This window comes from Candidatus Hakubella thermalkaliphila (assembly GCF_013281975.1).
GTDB classification, from domain to species: domain Bacteria; phylum Actinomycetota; class Humimicrobiia; order Hakubellales; family Hakubellaceae; genus Hakubella; species Hakubella thermalkaliphila.
Map to the genome: position 1 here is coordinate 1 of NZ_BLRZ01000026.1, position 18527 is coordinate 18527.

Below are 18527 nucleotides of genomic sequence, written 5' to 3' on the forward strand. Positions count from 1 at the left end.
AATAGAACTGGAGCTGGAAGGGGCACCAGGTCGGGACACGCAGATAACATAATCCCAGCTCTGGATCGATGAAATAGAAGTAATAGTGGAGACATTTAGCAGTATCATGCTTGAGGAAGGTCTTCCCGGTTCGCCGGTCATGCCAGGGTTTGTAGCTGGAACAGCTTTCCATTGCCGAGAAGATATGCACCAGGCCAGGATGGGTTCCCCGTTCTTTCAGGATATCCTGAATGCGGTCTTCCTTGCGAAAGGCTTTTATTTTTCGAATATGCTCTATCTCCAATCCGTTCTCTGCGGCAATCTGTTCTGCATTGTCTCGGATTTTCCCCTCTCAGGGGTTGCGCAAAGGAGGGATAATCAAAGATTCTGATTTGGTTTGCATACAGAAAAGAGGTCATGCCTTGAGCATAGCTCCAGCCGGGAAGAGTCCCCCGCAGGACCACCCGGTCATAGCAGGAGAGGACACCATGAATTTGGTCTTTATAGCGTTCGGTGATCAACATTAGTCTTCCTCCCTTTGAACTGTTTTCATCTATTATACAGTGCCCGGGGAGAAAGATTCACTATCCAGAATTCAGGAGCTCCACCCCTTACTGACTACTGGTTACTGAATTCTGACTACTAACTGATAGCTGAACGCTTATGATTCACTTTTTGGTTCCGGCTTGTCTGGGTTAGGGATTTGCTAATAGCCTCCCCCAGTTCCAAATAACCCCATAGTTTTTGGACCACATAGACCAGGCCGTACTCTTGAACCCTCTCATTTTGGAGATCCTCTTTAAAGAACAGGGGCTCTTCTCCTGTTACCCGCAGCAGGCCCTTTACGATCTGCTTGATGTCCTTGCGCAAGGAGACCAAATTGCCCAGGTTGGCCAGCACCCGCTGTTTGCGTTGGCCAGCCTCGAAGTAGGCCTCCACGATGCGCACATATTCATGAACCTGCCCACTGGAGGATCTGGTCTTAACTGTCCTTATAAAGGCCATTGTCACTTACTCCCTAATCCCTAAGCTTAGTTAAATTATGGCTATTTTAAGGACAGTTGTCAATAGAAAAAGGCCATATTTCACAAATTTATTGTCACTACCCTTTTTCTTTTTTAGGCCTCCTTTCTGGACAAAATGCCTGGTAAACCGTATTATTGTATTTCACAGGATGCCATTTGCTGTTGAACCTCGGTGTTGAGCTGAGCTGGCTCAAAGTTTTGTCCCGCATTGGCTGCAGAAAGTATCCCCCGGGGCAAGAGAGTTACCACATTGGGGACAGAATTTTGCCCCTGTCGGCAAGGTGGCTAGGGCAAAAGGCTTGCTGAGGCGGGAAATGGCAAAAAAAGTCCCACCTAGCGCTCCCACAATAATGCTAATCACCAGTGCCATGGCTGCGAGATTGACAGCTCGCGCCTCAGCTTCAATGCGGTTTGGGCCCCAGGCCAGATGCCAGACTAAGGCTTTGCCTTCTTCCTCATTTGCGTTGTGCTGGGTCACTTTTCCGGGCAGGGTTAGCCTTAATTGACCAGGACCAAGAGGTCCCTCCGCTTCGCCTAAGTCAAAGTCTGTGGCCAGCCGATAGCGGGTGTAGAAAAATCCCCTCTCGATAGCCAGAAGGGGTCCTGCCTGCTCTGAAGGATAATCAGGCTCAAATATTTGGCGAAGATCTTGCATTTCTACAAGGGAAAGCTGTTTGGTTGCTCTTGCCCCAATCATTTCCCCTTCACTGTAGGGCGCGACCTTAAAGCCTGCTTCCTCAGCGTCGCTTTTTATGCCGTCAACTATTTCGTCCTGGGAGTACCCCCACTCGGCAACCAGCTCCTTGTCGAATAAAGCCTTAAGCTCCACCTGGGCCCAGCCATCTTTTTGGACATCAAGGCTTAGTACCGCCATTCCGACGTCGTTAGCCTGCTGGGCAGCGACCTCACTGGCGCCTATCCCTATGGCAGAGATAGAGAGAAGCACCACTAACATTAGGCCAATAACACCTTGCCATATCCTCAAACTAATCCCACCTCCTTGCCGTGAAACACATATCCATTAGCTTAGTAAAGTTCACCATCCGGGCCCAGCCAGCCCTTGCTCGTTTTCCCAAATTGCGTTCCTCGATATGCCTTCTTCCACTCCCCCACTACTTCTGGTTCACACTCAGGGAGGTCAAGGCGAGGAAATCCGCCACTTGCCATTTTCCCAACGCAAAATAAAGAAGAATTGATTGCCAAAGATCTCGGGGAGACGCGCAATAGGAAGACCTCCCGAAGTATAACTCTGTTCGGGAATAATCCCTATCGGTCCACCGGTCTCTTCATCAGCCACATAAATGTCTCCTTCCTTGTCTCCTTCCGTAGAGACATCGCCTCTTAAAGGAAGTTCAGGTGGCGGGTTAATTATAGCGTGGAGATATGCGGTTTTCGCGCCAGTTACCGGTCCTACCTTTATTCTTTCATTCAGAATTGCAACCTGGTCAATTTTGCCAATATAGGGCACCAGCGCATAATTATCGTCTATTACGCGGCCCCTGGCTAAATACGTCTGAGCCCGGTCAAAATCCCCTCTGTTAATTGCCTCGAGAAAGTTCTCTACTGTTTTCGTGGGCGTACCACCCACCACACTGTCTCCTCCTCCGGAGAAGCTGGCCCATAAGGCAATGGCCATGATCATAATGATGGCAGCGATAATGATCCCGCCGAAGGGTAAAAGCCTGCTCATTTGGCCTACAGAGGGGGCTGGTGGACTTGGCCCAAGGGCAGCACCGCACTGCAGGCAGAACCTGGCCCCTTCTTCGTTCTTGGTCCCACATTGCGGACAAGAAGGCATCTTTATTCCTCGTTCATTTCTATTTTGCTACCGCAATGAGTACAGAATTTGGCTTCCGGCTTGAGCCCAGCCCCGCAACGGGGGCAGAGCTTCTGGCTGCCTACTGCTTGAGCCGGAAGTTCACCCCCGCAATGAGAGCAAAACTTGGCTGGGGCCACCTGGCTTGCGCAGTGGGGACAGGCAATAGTTATGGTGGTGGCTGCAGTTGGCTCCTTCCCCAGCACCAGATCAGTAATCTTGCCGGAGCTGGTAAAAAGAATAGCGGTAAGGCGGTAGACAGGCAAAATGGCCAGACAGAGGAGAACCACCGGGTATAACCAGACAATATCAATTTCTTCTAAAAAGGGCATTATTATGGTATCAAAGGCGCCATAGGCAATAACAATAGCCACCAAGATGGCCAGGTTATTGATTAAAGGAGCTATTTCGGGAAAGAAAGGAAGCATCCTTGCCGTGCGGCCGGATATATCTTGGCCAAAGAGCAAAACCACCACGATGACCACTACCGAGATAACAGCCGCAGCAATATCCGCAATGGTAAGGAAATCAGAAACAGGCTCATCCATGGCCGGAAGCTCTACGATAACGGCCCGAATTATTCCCAAAACTACCAGGGTGATAACAAAGCTAATCGTACGGCGGAGCAGCTCCGTCAACTGTTCTTTAGCTACCACTTTGTCCAAAGCCATAACTATTTTCCTCCTTGTAACACGATCTTCTTCACCGCTGTTGGCTATATCAATACCTGCGTGATGTCTAGTTCGATTGCCAAAATTTTGAATCACGCGTGGATTTCGCAATGGCCAGTGCCATTCTGAGGCGACTGGAATATCAACCTTGATAGATAAAGGTTCCTGGGCAGTGCGGGCTGGAGTGCTGCTGTCCCTTACCTGGACGGCGAACTTAAAGGTGCCCACCAAATTAGGCGTGCCGCTGATTCTCCCATCACGGCTAAGGCTAAGCCCTGGTGGCAGGCTACCACTGACCAATGAAAAGCTATAAGGCGGTCTACCACCACTGGCTTGTAGGGGGCAATTGTAGGCAACACCACCTGTAGCTGGCGGCAAGGAGGCAGTGGTTATTCTTGGTGGACTGGTTGTTGTACGATCATCTTGGTATTTCCCGAAAAATGACTGTATCCTTTCTATTAAATTCCCGAAAAATGACTGTATCCTTTCTACTGTGGATTGAGGTTCTTCCTGCGGCATTACCTTTTCAGATCGAGGTACCTTTTCTTGCCCGATGACACCAGTAGCTGGCACAGGGACAATACTTTCCATCGACTCTTCAATTGCTTTTACAAGTTTCATTGTTTGTTGCTTAGTTAATTCTTTCACCCCAAAAGCGGCGCTTTTTGACAATACGCTCATAAGTGCTTTTTCAAACTCAGGATTTTTGAGTATATCATCTAAAGTAGCATAAAGCCTCGAGTCGCCAATAACTTTAGTAGTGCTTTTTGTGAGTATCTGAGAGAGTGTTTTATCATTTAAAGGTTTAATTTTCACATAGTCGAAGATAGCCGTTACCAGCGCTTTGGAAAGGGCATTCTTACTTGCCTCAGTTAGCTTAAGCTCAGATGAATCAATCGCAAAATCAGTTGCTAAAAAGAGCCCATCTGCAACCTTAGAAGCCCCAGGTCCTAAAAATACAGTTCCATATTTCACACTTGCTTTGGATCCCTCATATACCCCCCGGGCGAGCTGAGCTGCCGACTCAACGTCTCCCTGAAATATGGCTATTGACCCCCTGTAGCTCGACTCAGCCAAGTGCATATAGCGATCTGCTTCTACTACATATTTTCGAGCATTGACAATATCCCCTTTGTTTAAAAACATCTTGGCTTTAGCCACTGCGGTAAATGCCATGGTGCGATAATCCAGAGCAGCATAGTAAAATTCATAGTATCTTTCTACTAAATTGCCCCTAATCGGAGATGTCATATACATGAAAGTCGTGGCAATAGTACTCATTACTGAATCAGTATCAAAAAGGTATTTGTATTCAGTTGTGGCTAAATACTTTAATTTATTATCAATTTCCTCCCTAATTTTTCCAGTTTCTGTTTCGGGCTGAGGCTTTTCACTGGGAGGAGATGTTGTCGAAACAGGTGTAACAGGCTTAACCTTTATCAGGTTTTGGGAAGGGCTTGGTGCCTTATCAAGTAGGGTGCTCTCGTCTTTCCATACCCCGAATTGAACCCAGTAATCCCCGGGTGTACTTATCGATTTAGTCCAGCTATAGCTCCCCCGCTGACCAGGTTGGACTCTTATGGTTGAGCTCCACTCATCAATCACCAGTTTCCAATTTGCATCCCATACACTCACTCCAGCCAGGAAGTCCCAGGCTGTAGTGCCGGTGTTGGCAAAGGTAACACGTAGAGTGAAGGGTTGCCCGGGGTCAACTTCTATCTTGCTGCTTGGAGAATAACTATCGATTGTTGCTGAAACAGGTGTAACAGGCTGCTTAACCTCCTCTTTGGCAAATTCAACTTTGTCGACCCAACCGGAATCAGACCCTCTGTCAACACTTCCATCCTTCGTGTATCTCCATCTCAACGTGTGTGATCCTGAAGTTACGCTGTAGCTCTTCTGGTGCCAATCACCATTACCGCTGATTCTATCTTCCCTTACGCCGTCAATATAGAACTCTAAGTAATCATAACCTGCCTCTGAAGATACTTTCCAATAGAAGCTCAGGTTCCCTGGTCCTGAAATTGTGGTTTGAATCCATGTCTCCTGGTTATGGGATATTGCACCACTCTGTGTAGCATCTCCACCGTGGTAGTAAATTGAATTTTGTCCAAACCACTCGGCATTGCCACCAGTGGTCCATGAAAGAGCAGTGTTATCCACTGCCTCCCCTAAACTAACCGGGGCAGAAGGCTTTTGTAGCGGGGTAGGGGCAGTCTGAAAATACAGGATGCTGGAGAGCTCGCTCCAGCCGGCACTGTTATAGGCCTGCATGTTCCAGCGGTACTGCTTGCCAGGCTCTAGCACCCCGCTGGGCACCGTAAGGGAGGTGCCAGATACTCTCTGAGGGTTATAGACCAGGTTCCCCGAACCATAGGGAGCCACGCTTATGCCAAGGGCATAGTAATCGGCATTGGGGACAGCACTCCACTGCAAGGTGGGGGTCAGGGTGTCAATCCTGGGGCCTGGAGGAGAGCTTGAACCAGGGGAGCTGGGAACCGGCGGAGAAGGCCTTTGGACCAGGGCAGGGGCGGTTCTGCCAACTATCAACATCTGTGCCGGGCTGGGCTTCTTATCTAGAAGGTTTTCTGAGATATATGGCGTAGCTTTCCAGACGCCAAACTGAAGCCAGTACTCTCCCGCCTGAGCTACAGTATGATTCCAGCTAACCGTTGTTTGCTGGGCGGGCTGAAGGGAGTTGAAAGGGTTGTTGAATAGTTAGCGACCTGGTTTCCATTAGAGTTCCACACCGTTGCCCCAGCAATAAAATTCCAGGCGCTATTTCCTATGTTAGTAAATGTAGAACTTATCGTGGTAGAGCTTCCTACCCTTACCTCTATTGGAGTATTGGGATAATAGTTGTCAATCCTAGCTGAAATAGTTGTCGCATTAACAATACCTGGTGAAACGCCAAGCATTGACATAATGATTGAGCCCACCAAGGCCAACGCACAGATTCTGTCAATCCTGCTCTTTTTTCCATGTGTTACCCTTCCTGTCTCAATAGCTGCTCCCATGTGTTACCCTTCCTGTCTCAATAGCTGCTCCCCATAACTGGTAGAAATTCCTGTAAGCGTATTGTACCCTCTTATTGCCGCAACAGTCAATGCTTTGTCCGGGTTCAATACATCGTAAGCGGTTAAAGGTTCCGACACATAGTTAAAGCCTATGTCCCACCCAACTTCTGTAGTTTTTTCAAGGGGCGGGTGAACGATGTTATGCTACAGACTGGTATCAACCAGTGAACGATGTTATGCTACTCTTGTGTGCGCAATGTGCTGCTAGTTGACAGCTAGAAAATGAAGAAAGAAGTGGGCTGCAATGTTTGAAAGTCTGACCAACAGGTTTCAGGCTCTATTTTCCAGGATTAGATCGAAGGGCATAGTGCGTAAGGAAGATCTGGCCAGCTCTTTGCGAGAGATACGGCTGGCTCTTTTAGAGGCTGACGTAAACTATCATGTGGTTAAAGATCTTTTATCCCGGGTAGAAAAAAGAGCCCTGGGAGCAGAGGTGCTGGAGAGTCTGACTCCGGCCCAACAAATTGTCAAAATCGTTCACCAGGAGTTGACTGCTTTGATGGGCTCCACAGTGAGCAAATTCAGCCTGTCTTCTCCCCCTACCGTGATTATGGTGGTAGGTCTCCAGGGTTCCGGCAAGACCACCTTCTGCGGCAAATTGGCTCGATATCTGATCCAGAAAGGGAAAAATACTCTTCTGGTGCCTGCAGACCTGCGGCGCCCGGCAGCCGTTGACCAATTGATAACCATTGCCAGGGAGGCAGAAAGCGATGTCTATGAAGAAGTAAAGGCCGGGATGAGAGCCCTGGAGGTCTGTCATTCTGCTATCAAGGAAGCCAGAAAAAGAGGTTCTGATGCCGTAGTAATGGACACCGGAGGCCGACTCCATATTGATATGCAGATGATGGAGGAGTTGGCGGAAATGCGAAGGAAGATAAAGCCACATCAGATTCTGCTGGTAGTTGATGCCATGACCGGTCAGGATGCTGTCAATATTGCTCAAAAGTTCAAGGAGTATGTAGATTACGATGGAATCGTGCTGACCAAACTGGATAGTGACACCAGAGGCGGTGCTGCTCTTTCCATCAGGGCCATCACCGAAAAGCCGGTGAAGTTCGTCAGCGTAGGGGAGAAGCTGGATGACCTGGAGCCATTCTACCCGGACCGAATCGCCTCCCGTATTCTGGGCATGGGGGATGTTCTGAGCCTGATCGAAAAGGCCCAACAGTTGACGGACGAGAAGAAAGCTAAAGAGATAGAGAGAAAGATTATCTCCAGGGAGTTCGACCTGGAGGATTTTCTGGACCAGATCAATCAGGTCGGTAAGCTGGGCTCCCTTAACCAGGTGATGGAGATGCTACCAGGCTGGCAGAAGCTTAAGGGTTCTAACATGGTCAGTCTGGATGAGAGCAGAATAAAAGTGACCAAAGCCATAATTCAGTCTATGACCCGGGAGGAACGGAGAAAGCCTTCCCTAATTGAGGGAAGCCGCAAAAAACGCATAGCCCGGGGAAGTGGTACCTCTATCGTGGAAGTAAACCGGCTACTAAAGCAGTTCGAGCAAGTCAGGTCCATGATGCACCATTTTTCCCGGAAAAAAGGCATCAAAAGGTTCCCCTTTCCCATGCCATAGTATTAAGACAGCCGTTCCCCTTACTATTGACAGGAGAGCGGCTTATGTGTGAAAATTCACTGTACCCAGAGAAGAGGAGGTGGCTGGTTGCCGGTCAAGATAAGATTATCTAGAAAAGGAGCCAAAAAGAACCCTTTCTACAGGATTGTGGTGGCAGATTCGCGAAGCCCAAGAGATGGAAGATTTATCGAGAGCATTGGGTATTACAATCCCATGACTGAACCCTCCGAGATAAAGATCGATGAGGAAAAAGCCAAAGAGTGGTTGAACAAAGGAGCTATCCCTACCTCTATGGTGAGGCATTTGTTGAATATTAAAGGGATAGTTAAAGGGATAGGTCGCTGATGGCGCTATCAAACGGAGGTGACCCTTTGAAAGAACTCCTGGTCCATCTAGCCAAAGCCCTGGTTGATAAGCCTGATGAAGTGGAGGTCATGACTACGACAGAAGAGGATGGAACGATTATCTATCAGTTGAAGGTAGCCAGTGATGATATCGGGAAAGTGATTGGGAAAAAAGGTCGGATTGCCAACGCCTTGCGGGTTATCATTGGGGCGTCAGCTACTAAAGAAGGCAAGGTGGCCAGGGTTCAGATCCTCGACTGATTTAAGCTAGATGAAACTATTCTCCCATGTGGTAGCCCAGGCGCTCAAGGCTCATGGTCTCAAAGGTGAAGTCAGACTAAGGCTGGAGACGGATTATCCCGAGAGGATCTCCGGGGGTTTTAGTCTTTATCTTTCCCCAGCATGCCAGGAAGAAGATAAGCTTGTCGTTGACTCGGTGAGACTCTCTTCCCGTGGACCCATCGTTAAGTTTGTAGGCATCGACAACCTGGAGTCTGCTGCGGAACTGGTGGGCAGGAGTCTCTACGTTCCCCAAGATAGATTTCCCTCCTTGGCCCAGGATACGTTTTGGGTTCATGAGTTGATCGGATTGCAGATCTTCGAGGAAGGAGGGAATTTTTTGGGAAAATTAAAGGAGGTTCTCAGAACCAAAAGCAACGATGTTTACGTGGTAGAAAGAGACAGGGAAGGTCGTAAGGAAGAGGTTCTCATCCCGGCCCTGAAGGATGTGATTAGAGAGGTTGATTTGGAGGGAAACCGGATGATAGTAAGATTGCCAGAAGGTCTTCTCTAGAGGAGATCGTGTCTGAAGATCCTTTCCGTAAAGCAAGGTTATGTGGATAGATGTGATTGCTGTGTTGCCGGAGATGTTCTCTTCGGCTTTTGAATATGGTGTTATTGGAAGAGCCAGGAAAAAGGGTCTCTTCACTCTTCAGGTCCATAATCTGCGGGATTTTACTGAGGACAGGCACAGACAGATTGATGATGCTCCCTACGGGGGAGGGCCCGGAATGGTTCTTAAACCAGAACCTATTTTTGCTGCAGTAAGGAGCCTGCTCCGGGGATGGACCAAGGACAGGGAGAAAGTTGTTCTTTTAACTCCACAGGGCAAGAGGCTTGATCAGCAACTGCTGGTAGAACTTTCTGTTCTGGAACACCTGATCCTGATCTGTGGACGTTATGAAGGTGTGGATGAGAGGGTCAGGGAACAGTTGGTGGATGAGGAGGTATCCATCGGCGACTACGTGTTAAGTGGCGGAGAGATCCCGGCCATGGTCATTGTAGATGGGGTGGTTCGCCTTTTGGAAGGCGTGGTGGGCAGCCGAGAATCTCTGATAGAAGAGTCTTTTCAGAAGGGTTTGTTAGACTATCCCCAGTACACCCGGCCTTATGATTTTGAAGGGATCAAGGTGCCCGATATTTTATTAAAAGGAGATCATCAACGGGTAAAAGAGTGGAGAGAGAAAAAAGCCAGAGAAAGGACGGCCCAGTTAAGGCCCGACCTTCTTGAGAAATGGGAAGGAAGCAGAAAGAGGTAGAAAATGTCCAGTATAAGTAAAGTAGAAGATGCCCAATTGCGAGACGACCTTGCTCAGTTCCGGCCCGGCGACATGGTGAAGGTTCACGTCAAGGTCAAAGAGGGCGGCAAAGAAAGAGTTCAGATTTTTCAAGGGACCGTCATCAGAAGACAGGGCTCAGGAGTTAAGGAGACTTTCACCGTGAGAAAGGTCTCCTTTGGGGTGGGCGTAGAGAGGACTTTTCCCGTGCACTCGCCCAACATTGAAAAAGTAGAGGTGGTCAGTCACGGGGTGGTGAGAAGGGCCAGGCTCTACTATCTCCGGGAAAGAGTGGGTAAAAAGGCCAGGGTCAGAGCAAAGATTTTAAAGAAGAACAACGCGGAATAACAAGATGGCTAACAACAGCAGTCGCACCTCCTCCTGGGCGGAATACCTTGTTGTCATAGCTATTGCGGTAGCCCTGGCTTTCTTTATCCGAACCTTCATCGCTCAACCCTTTCTTGTGGATAAGGAATCAATGCATCCCACCCTGCTGGAGGGTAACTACATTATCATCAACAAATTCATTTACTATTTTTCCAGGCCCCAAAAAGGTGACATTGTGGTCTTCTATTCCCCCCAGGAGCAGGCGCATTTGATCAAGAGGGTTATAGGTTCGGAGGGAGATAAGATTGAGATTCTACAAGACGGACAGGTTGTCCTTAACGGGCGCCTTCTAGAGGAACCCTATGCCTCTTATGCCTCTTATGGCGTAGATGCTGAGTCTGGCGCCATAACCCTGGGGCCGGGAGAATATTTTGTTATGGGCGATAATCGGGGTAACAGCCTGGACAGTCGCTGGTTCGGTCCTATCAAAGAATCCTCCATTAAAGGAAGGGCCTTTGTTCTTCTTTGGCCTTTCTCCCGATTTAGATTTCTGCAGTGACCTTTAAGAGACTGTGTTGTCCCCAGTTTCCCCCCTTTCCACAACCTTTGCCTGCGCCTGGCGCTGCCTGCATGATCATGAGTAGAGGCAAAGACCATAGAGGAGATCTCCATCGACCAGGCCAACCTTCTGGTCATGAAGAGATCTGTCCTATTGTTGGACCTGCCACCCCAGATAGTGCTCTCCGACTCCTACAGACTCCCAGGGCTTGGGATTGTGCACATACCCGTTCTTCACGGAGATACCAGATCCGCCTCCATAGCTGCGGCTTCCATTGTAGCCAAGGAATCGCCCATACACCGCGGCGCACCACGTCGCATGAAAATTGGGTTATTTTCAAGGGAGATGCGGGATAGGATAATGATCAACCGAGACATGCGCTTTCCCGGTTATTTTTTTGCTCAACATAAAGGCTATGGTACCGAGCTTCACCGCCAGGCCATCACCAGGCTGGGAGCCTGCTCTATACACAGGTTTTCTTATAAGTTTTTCTATTAGACGCATCTAATTTGCGCTTCCTTTGTTTCCTGAATTGGGGCGGTAGAAAAAAGCCCTGTGTCGGCAAGGAGAATTTTCAAAGAATCTCCAAGTAATGTCCTTGACAGGTAGGAAAAAGGGGGGTAAAATGTTTCTATGTATCTATGTATTTATCTAAATATCACCACCTAAAATGTCCTGGACGGTTCCTTTCATATCATATTATAGGGCTTGCATCTTTCAGAACTCCCTGACTTTAGTCCTTAAGGAGGTTCACCAGTGTGTTCTAATACGCTTGCAAGAGTGGACGTTTATGAGTTAGAAGAGAAGCTTTACCAGGCTGGCTATGACATTATTGCCGGTGTGGATGAAGTTGGCCGTGGATCGCTGGCGGGGCCTCTGGTAGCCGCAGCCGTCATTCTGAGAAAAGGGGAGAGGATTGAGGGAATAAGAGATTCCAAAACCCTGAACAAGAAGAGAAGAGCCGAGTTCTTTGGGCTGATTGTTAAGAGAGCCCTCTGCTGGACCATCTCCTGGGTAGAGGCAAAGACCATAGATGAGATCTCCATCGACCAGGCCAACCTTCTGGTGATGAAGAGATCTGTTCTATTGTTGGAGCCCCAACCCCAGGTAGTGCTCTCCGACTCTTACAGACTACCCGGACTTGAGATTATACACATACCCGTTCTTCACGGAGACAGCAGATCCGCATCCATAGCTGCCGCTTCCATTGTGGCCAAGGAGATCAGGGACAAGATAATGATTAATGATAAAGCTTTCCCCGGTTACTTTTTCGCTCAACATAAAGGCTATGGCACCGAACTTCACCGCCAGGCCATCACCAGGCTGGGAGCCTGCTCTATCCACAGACTTTCTTATGGTCCTTTCTCGCGGCGCAACAAAAGGGGTCCGCACCTACTGGCCAGATTTCGGATATAGTACGATGGGATGATAAGAAGGAGTTAGAAGACGAAGAGTGAGGGTGGGCATGGACATGGCTTTGAGTAAAGGTGCCCGAGGAGAACTTCTGGCCAGACAGTTCCTGGCCCAAAATGGGTACACAATTATCCATACCAACTATAGGTGTAAGATAGGTGAGATCGATATCATCGCCCTTCGGGGAGAGACTCTTTCCTTCGTGGAAGTAAGGTCCCGATATAGCTCAACGGTGTGCCATCCTCTGGAGTCTGTGGACTGGATTAAGCAGTGGAAAATCAAAAGAATTGCCGAGCTGTTTCTGTCCAGAAATGGGAAATATGGACATCTTAAAGTACGTTTCGATATTGTGACCATTCTACAAGAGGGGCAGAGAAGAACCCTTCAACATATCCCCGACGCCTTCAGATAGCTCTGGGATAGAAGCCAGGGGTGAGTTCATCCAGAAAGCACATTAAATGCCTCTGTGGAAGGGGACAAACCGTGTTTACCCGGATTACTAGCTACACCCTGTACGGTGTGGATGCCATCAAGGTTGATGTGGAAGTCCATACTGCCAGGGGTTCTCCTCAATTTAATATCGTCGGTCTTCCCGACAAGGCCATCTCAGAGTCTCGGGAGAGAGTCCGGGCCGGTTTAATAAACTCGGGGTATAAGTTTCCTCTGGAAAGGATAACCGTCAATCTCTCTCCTGCTGACCTCCGGAAAGAGAGTCCCGCTTTCGATCTGCCTGTCGCTATGGGAATCCTCATTGCCACAGGGCAGGTGAAGATCTCTGATCTGGAGAGCATTGCCATGGTGGGAGAAATCTCTCTTGATGGTACCGTGAATAGAGTGAGGGGTCTCCTCTCTGTGGCTGATCAATGTTCAAAGGACGGCATCAGGACCCTGCTGGTGCCTCAGGATAATGCTTATGAGGCCGCCGTAATTCAGAAAGTGCGAGTGATACCTATTACCAGTCTTGGTCAGGCCATCGCTTTTCTCTCCGGAAATAGCGAGGTTCCCTCGGTCCAGGTGGATCTGGCGGAGATCTTTTCCCTAAATGGTAAATATGATCTGGACTTCTCCGATGTTAAGGGACAGGAGCAGGCCAGGAGAGCTCTGGAGGTAGCAGTGGCTGGGGGCCATAACGTGCTCATGGTGGGCCCCCCCGGGTCCGGTAAGACCATGTTGGCCCGCAGACTTCCCTCTATTATGCCGGAGTTAGAAGTGGAGGAAGCGGTGGAGGTAACCAGAATTTACAGCATCGCTGGCCTGCTCCCCTCGGGAATTTCCCTTCTTACCAGGCGTCCCTTCCGCAAGCCTCACCATACTATCTCCGAAGTGGGCCTGGTGGGAGGGGGCCGCTTCCCTCGTCCGGGTGAGATTAGCCTGAGTCATTGCGGAGTCCTTTTTCTGGATGAGCTGACAGAATTTCGCCAAAGCGCTCTGGAGGCATTGCGCCAGCCTCTGGAGGACGGGGAAGTCTCCGTCTCTCGTTCTCTGATCACCGTAACCTTTCCAGCCAGGTTTATCCTGATCGGAGCCATGAACCCCTGTCCCTGTGGGTTTCGGGGGGATCGCTCCATTCCCTGCCAGTGCCCGGAGAATCTCTACCGCCAATATCGACACAAAGTCTCCGGACCCATCCTGGACCGCATCGACATCCATATCCCCGTTCCTCGCCTGACCAGGGCGGAACTTCTTAGAGGTCCAGGAGGAGAAGTGTCAGAAATCATCAGGGAAAGGGTCAAGAGAGCCAGAGATATCCAGAGAAAGAGGTTTGTGGATCAGAGGATAAAGGAGAATTCTGGCAGGACCCATTACTCACTTCGAACCTAGTGTATGATATATCCATCTGGCCAAGATATCCTGGCCCAGGCCATAGATAAACTGCGGATTAGCGCCCGGGGTCTGGACCGCATACTGAAAGTGGCCAGAACCATCGCGGATCTGGAGGATGCCAAGGCCATAGAGCTCCCCCATCTGGCTGAGGCCATTCAGTACCGTTCCTGGGACAGAGAAAGGCCGTGAACTGGGACTTACAGACATGAAGGATAGGCACATCCGAAGACAGGCCAAGCTACTAACTCTCCTGAGCCATCCCAGAGTAGGGGCCAGAGGGATTCGGGACCATTGGCGGAAATATGGGCAGGAGGTCTCGGTGGAACTCTTGTGGGAGGAGGCCTGTCATCTGCCTGTTCAGTTAAGCATAGCTGGAGGAGGGTTCGATCTGAGGCAACTTTACTGAGAAGCAGAAGAAGCGATCAGAGCCTGTGTCAAGATGGGCATAAAAATGGTCTCTCTTTTTGATGGCTTTGACCTTGTAAGCCTGAGAGAGATCTATGACCCCCCTTCGCTTCTCTTCTATAAAGGAGATCTCCTGTAGATGATGGGCAGGAATCGGCCGCAAGACTGTAAAGGAGCTCCTTTGGAGCGGACGGCGACCACCAGGTTAGCAAGAACTGCCAGAGCCATCGCCATTGTGGGCTCCAGAAACTCTACCACCTACGGCAGGAAAGTAGCCGAAACTCTGGCCAGACAGTTGTCTGCTGTGAGTATATGTGTGGTCAGCGGGCTGGCCGAGGGCATTGATACCTGGGCCCATCGGGGAGCCAAAGACCAAAAAGGAGGCACCATTGCTGTTTTGGGTAACGGCATGGACATTTATTATCCCAGACGGAATAGATCGCTCCAGGAAGAGCTCTGCCACAAGGGCACTGTGCTCAGCGAGTACCGACTAAGAACTCTTCCTTTGAGACACAATTTCCCGGCCCGAAACAGGATTATCAGCGGCCTGGCTAATGGAGTAGTGGTAGTGGAGGCCTCCGAGAGCAGTGGGGCCCTCATCACAGCCGACTTTGCCCTGGCGGAAGGAAAATCTGTTTTTGCCATCCCCGGCAATATCTATCACCGAAATACCCGAGGCACCCATGCTTTACTCAAGGATGGAGCCAGGCTGGTGGAGAGGGTCGAGGATATTCTGGAGGAGCTATACCCGGATCTCCTTTCCCAGAAAGGAAGGACAATTAGCAATGGCCTCTTTTCAGAAATGGAAATTCTGGCTAGCCTTTCTGAGGAGGAGAGGCTTCTCTATCTTCAGTTGGACCAGGAACCCCAACACATCGATGACCTTTCCCGGATGGTTGATATGGAGGTAAATAAAGCCCTGGGAATCCTCCTTCAGCTGGAGATCAAAGGCCTCATTATCCAGGAGCCAGCCATGAACTTTGTGCGAGCATAGAGGGTCAAATGACTGTCTAAGGAATTAGTGCTAAACTAGAAACATGAGAACTGGAATAGCCAATCTTCCTCATTCAGAAAAACAAAGGAGGGAAGGTGAGAACCTATCTTTTCCCAGTGGTCGTTGAAGAGGATCCGTTTGAGGACGGAAGGATGGCCTATCACGCCTACTGTCCAGCCTTAAAGGGGGCAAGCACCTGGGGTTATACCAAGGAAGAGGCTCTAAAGAACATCAGAGAAGTCGTTGAGATGACCCTTGAGAGCATGAAAGAGCATGGGGAGCCGATCCCGCAGGAGCCTGGGGTTGAAATTTTCACTGAGCCGAGAGTAGCAGTAACCGTATGAGCATTGACTACTCGAAGCTGAGATCCCTAACGGCAAGGAGGCTAATTAGTGCTTTGACTCAGGATGGGTTTAAGCTTGAGCGGGAGAAGGGTTCCCATCGCCAATATATCCATCCAGAGAAAGGAAGGGTAACCATCTCCTTCCATCACCCAAGTGATACCTTCCCACCCAAGACTCTAAAGAGCATAATTCAGGATGCAGCATGGACAGAGCAGGATTTAAAAAGGTTAGGGCTTCTAAAGTAGCTATGGCTAGAAACAAATCTTCCAGTTAAGTCAATGCTCCCCAAAGCGATGAGGATCGTCCCTTATCTTACTCCAGAGGAGGTTTATCGAATTGCTGATGCCTGCCTTCCTCAGAAAGAAGAATTCTGGCTTGCTAAAAGAACTCAGCCGCCAGTAACTCAAGGAGAAGCGAGGTTCCCCCGGTCCAGGTGGATCTGGCGGAGATCTTTTCCCTAAATGGTAAATATGATCTGGACTTCTCCGATGTTAAGGGACAGGAGCAGGCCAGGAGAGCTCTGGAGGTAGCAGTGGCTGGGGGCCATAACGTGCTCATGGTGGGCCCCCCCGGGTCCGGTAAGACCATGTTGGCCCGCAGACTTCCCTCTATTATGCCGGAGTTAGAAGTGGAGGAAGCGGTGGAGGTAACCAGAATTTACAGCATCGCTGGCCTGCTCCCCTCGGGAATTTCCCTTCTTACCAGGCGTCCCTTCCGCAAGCCTCACCATACTATCTCCGAAGTGGGCCTGGTGGGAGGGGGCCGCTTCCCTCGTCCGGGTGAGATTAGCCTGAGTCATTGCGGAGTCCTTTTTCTGGATGAGCTGACAGAATTTCGCCAAAGCGCTCTGGAGGCATTGCGCCAGCCTCTGGAGGACGGGGAAGTCTCCGTCTCTCGTTCTCTGATCACCGTAACCTTTCCAGCCAGGTTTATCCTGATCGGAGCCATGAACCCCTGTCCCTGTGGGTTTCGGGGGGATCGCTCCATTCCCTGCCAGTGCCCGGAGAATCTCTACCGCCAATATCGACACAAAGTCTCCGGACCCATCCTGGACCGCATCGACATCCATATCCCCGTTCCTCGCCTGACCAGGGAGGAACTTCTAAGAAGTCCAGGAGGAGAAGGGTCAGAAATCATCAGGGAAAGGGTCAAGAGAGCCACAGATATCCAGAGAAAGAGGTTTGTGGATCAGAGGATAAAGGAGAATTCTGGCATGACCCAGAACCAACTTCGAACCTACTGTAAGATCTCGCCATCGGGCCAAGAAATCCTGGCCCAGGCCATAGATAAACTGCGGATTAGCGCCCGGGGTCTGGACCGCATACTGAAAGTGGCCAGAACCATCGCGGATCTGGAGGATGCCAAGGCCATAGAGCTCCCCCATCTGGCTGAGGCCATTCAGTACCGTTCCTGGGACAGAGAAAGGCCGTGAACTGGGACTTACAGACATGAAGGATAGGCACATCCGAAGACAGGCCAAGCTACTAACTCTCCTGAGCCATCCCAGAGTAGGGGCCAGAGGGATTCGGGACCATTGGCGGAAATATGGGCAGGAGGTCTCGGTGGAACTCTTGTGGGAGGAGGCCTGTCATCTGCCTGTTCAGTTAAGCATAGCTGGAGGAGGGTTCGATCTGAGGCAAATTTACCGGGAAGCAGAAGAAGAGATCAGAGCCTGTGTAAAGATGGGCATAAAAATGGTCTCCCTTTTTGATGCCTTCTATCCTGTAAGCCTGAGAGAGATCTATGACCCCCCTCCGGTTCTCTTCTATAAAGGAGATCTCCTGGAGAGGATGGGCGGGAATCGGCCGCAAGACTGTAAAGGAGCTCCTTTGGAGCGGACGGCGACCACCAGGTTAGCAAGAACTGCCAGAGCCATCGCCATTGTGGGCTCCAGAAACTCTACCACCTACGGCAGGAAAGTAGCCGAAACTCTGGCCAGACAGTTGTCTGCTGTGAGTATATGTGTGGTCAGCGGGCTGGCCGAGGGCATTGATACCTGGGCCCATCGGGGAGCCAAAGACCAAAAAGGAGGCACCATTGCTGTTTTGGGTAACGGCATGGACATTTATTATCCCAGACGGAATAGATCGCTCCAGGAAGAGCTCTGCCACAAGGGCACTGTGCTCAGCGAGTACCGACTAAGAACTCTTCCTTTGAGACACAATTTCCCGGCCCGAAACAGGATTATCAGCGGCCTGGCTAAAGGAGTAGTGGTAGTGGAGGCCTCCGAGAGCAGTGGGGCCCTCATCACAGCCGACTTTGCCCTGGAGGAAGGAAAATCTGTTTTTGCCATCCCCGGCAATATCTATCACCGAAATACCCGAGGCACCCATGCTTTGCTTAAGGATGGAGCCAGGCTGGTGGAGAGGGTCGAGGATATTTTAGAGGAGCTATACCCGGATCTCCTTTCCCAGAAAGGAAGGACAATTAGCAATGGTCTCTTTTCAGAAATGGAAATTCTGGCTAGCCTTTCTGAGGAGGAGAGGCTTCTCTATCTTCAGTTGGACCAGGAACCCCAACACATCGATGACCTTTCCCGGATGGTTGATATGGAGGTAAATAAAGCCCTGGGAATCCTCCTTCAGCTGGAGATCAAAGGCCTCATTATCCAGGAGCCAGC

23 protein-coding genes and 1 pseudogene are annotated in these 18527 nt (G+C 50.0%); 18 read left to right on the forward strand and 6 right to left on the reverse strand.

Annotated features, from left to right (window positions below; translation table 11 throughout):
* The 6 genes and pseudogenes from HW443_RS03890 to HW443_RS03915 form a co-directional block, all read right to left on the reverse strand.
* Positions 1–283, reverse strand: a pseudogene (locus HW443_RS03890) (MarR family transcriptional regulator); the annotation flags it as partial.
* A gap of 338 nt (positions 284–621) precedes the next feature.
* Positions 622–984 (reverse strand): hypothetical protein, encoded by a 363-nt coding sequence (locus HW443_RS03895; protein ID WP_176237922.1) that lies wholly within the window; start codon positions 982–984, stop codon positions 622–624.
* A 210-nt stretch (positions 985–1194) separates the two neighbouring features.
* Entirely contained in the window at positions 1195–1989 is a 795-nt protein-coding gene (locus HW443_RS03900) for a zinc ribbon domain-containing protein (protein WP_176237923.1), read from the reverse strand.
* Positions 1990–2142: 153 nt separating this feature from the next.
* The gene (locus HW443_RS03905; protein WP_176237924.1) at positions 2143–2802 is read right to left on the reverse strand and encodes a zinc ribbon domain-containing protein; all 660 of its coding nucleotides are present in this window, start codon (positions 2800–2802) and stop codon (positions 2143–2145) included.
* A 2-nt stretch (positions 2803–2804) separates the two neighbouring features.
* Entirely contained in the window at positions 2805–6044 is a 3240-nt protein-coding gene (locus HW443_RS03910; protein WP_176237925.1) for a putative Ig domain-containing protein, read from the reverse strand.
* Positions 6045–6139: 95 nt separating this feature from the next.
* On the reverse strand, positions 6140–6508 hold the full coding sequence (locus HW443_RS03915; protein WP_176235425.1) for a hypothetical protein: 369 nt from the start codon (positions 6506–6508) through the stop codon (positions 6140–6142).
* Between the two features lie 304 nt (positions 6509–6812).
* Here HW443_RS03915 and ffh point away from each other — a divergent pair, with 304 nt between their 5' ends.
* The 18 genes from ffh to dprA (HW443_RS04000) all read left to right on the forward strand — a co-directional run.
* On the forward strand, positions 6813–8141 hold the full coding sequence (gene ffh / locus HW443_RS03920; RefSeq protein WP_176237926.1) for a signal recognition particle protein: 1329 nt from the start codon (positions 6813–6815) through the stop codon (positions 8139–8141).
* 87 nt (positions 8142–8228) lie between these two features.
* Positions 8229–8486 carry a 30S ribosomal protein S16 gene (gene rpsP / locus HW443_RS03925; protein WP_176226691.1) on the forward strand — a complete coding sequence of 86 codons (258 nt, stop codon included), beginning with the start codon at positions 8229–8231 and terminating at the stop codon, positions 8484–8486.
* A 26-nt stretch (positions 8487–8512) separates the two neighbouring features.
* On the forward strand, positions 8513–8746 hold the full coding sequence (locus HW443_RS03930; protein WP_258190450.1) for a KH domain-containing protein: 234 nt from the start codon (positions 8513–8515) through the stop codon (positions 8744–8746).
* A gap of 10 nt (positions 8747–8756) precedes the next feature.
* Positions 8757–9278: a ribosome maturation factor RimM gene (gene rimM, locus HW443_RS03935; RefSeq protein WP_176231455.1), complete on the forward strand. Its 522-nt coding sequence runs from the start codon at positions 8757–8759 to the stop codon at positions 9276–9278.
* A gap of 40 nt (positions 9279–9318) precedes the next feature.
* The gene (trmD, locus tag HW443_RS03940) at positions 9319–10023 is read left to right on the forward strand and encodes a tRNA (guanosine(37)-N1)-methyltransferase TrmD (protein WP_176231456.1); all 705 of its coding nucleotides are present in this window, start codon (positions 9319–9321) and stop codon (positions 10021–10023) included.
* A 3-nt stretch (positions 10024–10026) separates the two neighbouring features.
* Complete coding sequence (gene rplS, locus HW443_RS03945; protein ID WP_176231457.1) at positions 10027–10389, forward strand: 50S ribosomal protein L19; 363 nt, start codon at positions 10027–10029, stop codon at positions 10387–10389.
* A 4-nt stretch (positions 10390–10393) separates the two neighbouring features.
* On the forward strand, positions 10394–10927 hold the full coding sequence (gene lepB / locus HW443_RS03950; protein WP_176231458.1) for a signal peptidase I: 534 nt from the start codon (positions 10394–10396) through the stop codon (positions 10925–10927).
* 153 nt (positions 10928–11080) lie between these two features.
* Positions 11081–11425: a ribonuclease H family protein gene (locus HW443_RS03955; protein ID WP_176231459.1), complete on the forward strand. Its 345-nt coding sequence runs from the start codon at positions 11081–11083 to the stop codon at positions 11423–11425.
* Positions 11426–11683: 258 nt separating this feature from the next.
* Complete coding sequence (locus HW443_RS03960) at positions 11684–12343, forward strand: ribonuclease HII (protein WP_176231460.1); 660 nt, start codon at positions 11684–11686, stop codon at positions 12341–12343.
* A 55-nt stretch (positions 12344–12398) separates the two neighbouring features.
* Complete coding sequence (locus HW443_RS03965; RefSeq protein ID WP_176231461.1) at positions 12399–12752, forward strand: YraN family protein; 354 nt, start codon at positions 12399–12401, stop codon at positions 12750–12752.
* 71 nt (positions 12753–12823) lie between these two features.
* On the forward strand, positions 12824–14161 hold the full coding sequence (locus HW443_RS03970) for a YifB family Mg chelatase-like AAA ATPase (RefSeq protein WP_308751053.1): 1338 nt from the start codon (positions 12824–12826) through the stop codon (positions 14159–14161).
* Positions 14162–14164: 3 nt separating this feature from the next.
* The gene (locus tag HW443_RS13615; RefSeq protein ID WP_308751054.1) at positions 14165–14353 is read left to right on the forward strand and encodes a magnesium chelatase subunit ChlI family protein; all 189 of its coding nucleotides are present in this window, start codon (positions 14165–14167) and stop codon (positions 14351–14353) included.
* A 16-nt stretch (positions 14354–14369) separates the two neighbouring features.
* A complete protein-coding gene (locus HW443_RS03975; protein WP_176237927.1) occupies positions 14370–14570 on the forward strand; it encodes a hypothetical protein in 201 nt (66 codons plus the stop codon).
* Between the two features lie 138 nt (positions 14571–14708).
* Complete coding sequence (gene dprA, locus HW443_RS03980; RefSeq protein WP_176237928.1) at positions 14709–15563, forward strand: DNA-processing protein DprA; 855 nt, start codon at positions 14709–14711, stop codon at positions 15561–15563.
* 95 nt (positions 15564–15658) lie between these two features.
* Positions 15659–15907 (forward strand): type II toxin-antitoxin system HicB family antitoxin, encoded by a 249-nt coding sequence (locus tag HW443_RS03985; RefSeq protein WP_176231464.1) that lies wholly within the window; start codon positions 15659–15661, stop codon positions 15905–15907.
* On the forward strand, positions 15904–16152 hold the full coding sequence (locus HW443_RS03990; RefSeq protein WP_176231465.1) for a type II toxin-antitoxin system HicA family toxin: 249 nt from the start codon (positions 15904–15906) through the stop codon (positions 16150–16152). The genes HW443_RS03985 and HW443_RS03990 overlap by 4 nt, the downstream gene beginning before the upstream one ends.
* 188 nt (positions 16153–16340) lie before the next feature.
* Positions 16341–17339, forward strand: coding sequence for a YifB family Mg chelatase-like AAA ATPase (locus tag HW443_RS03995; RefSeq protein ID WP_176237929.1), 999 nt, complete (start codon positions 16341–16343; stop codon positions 17337–17339).
* Between the two features lie 16 nt (positions 17340–17355).
* The coding region (dprA, locus tag HW443_RS04000) for a DNA-processing protein DprA (RefSeq protein WP_176237930.1) at positions 17356–18527 on the forward strand (1172 nt) is incomplete at its 3' end.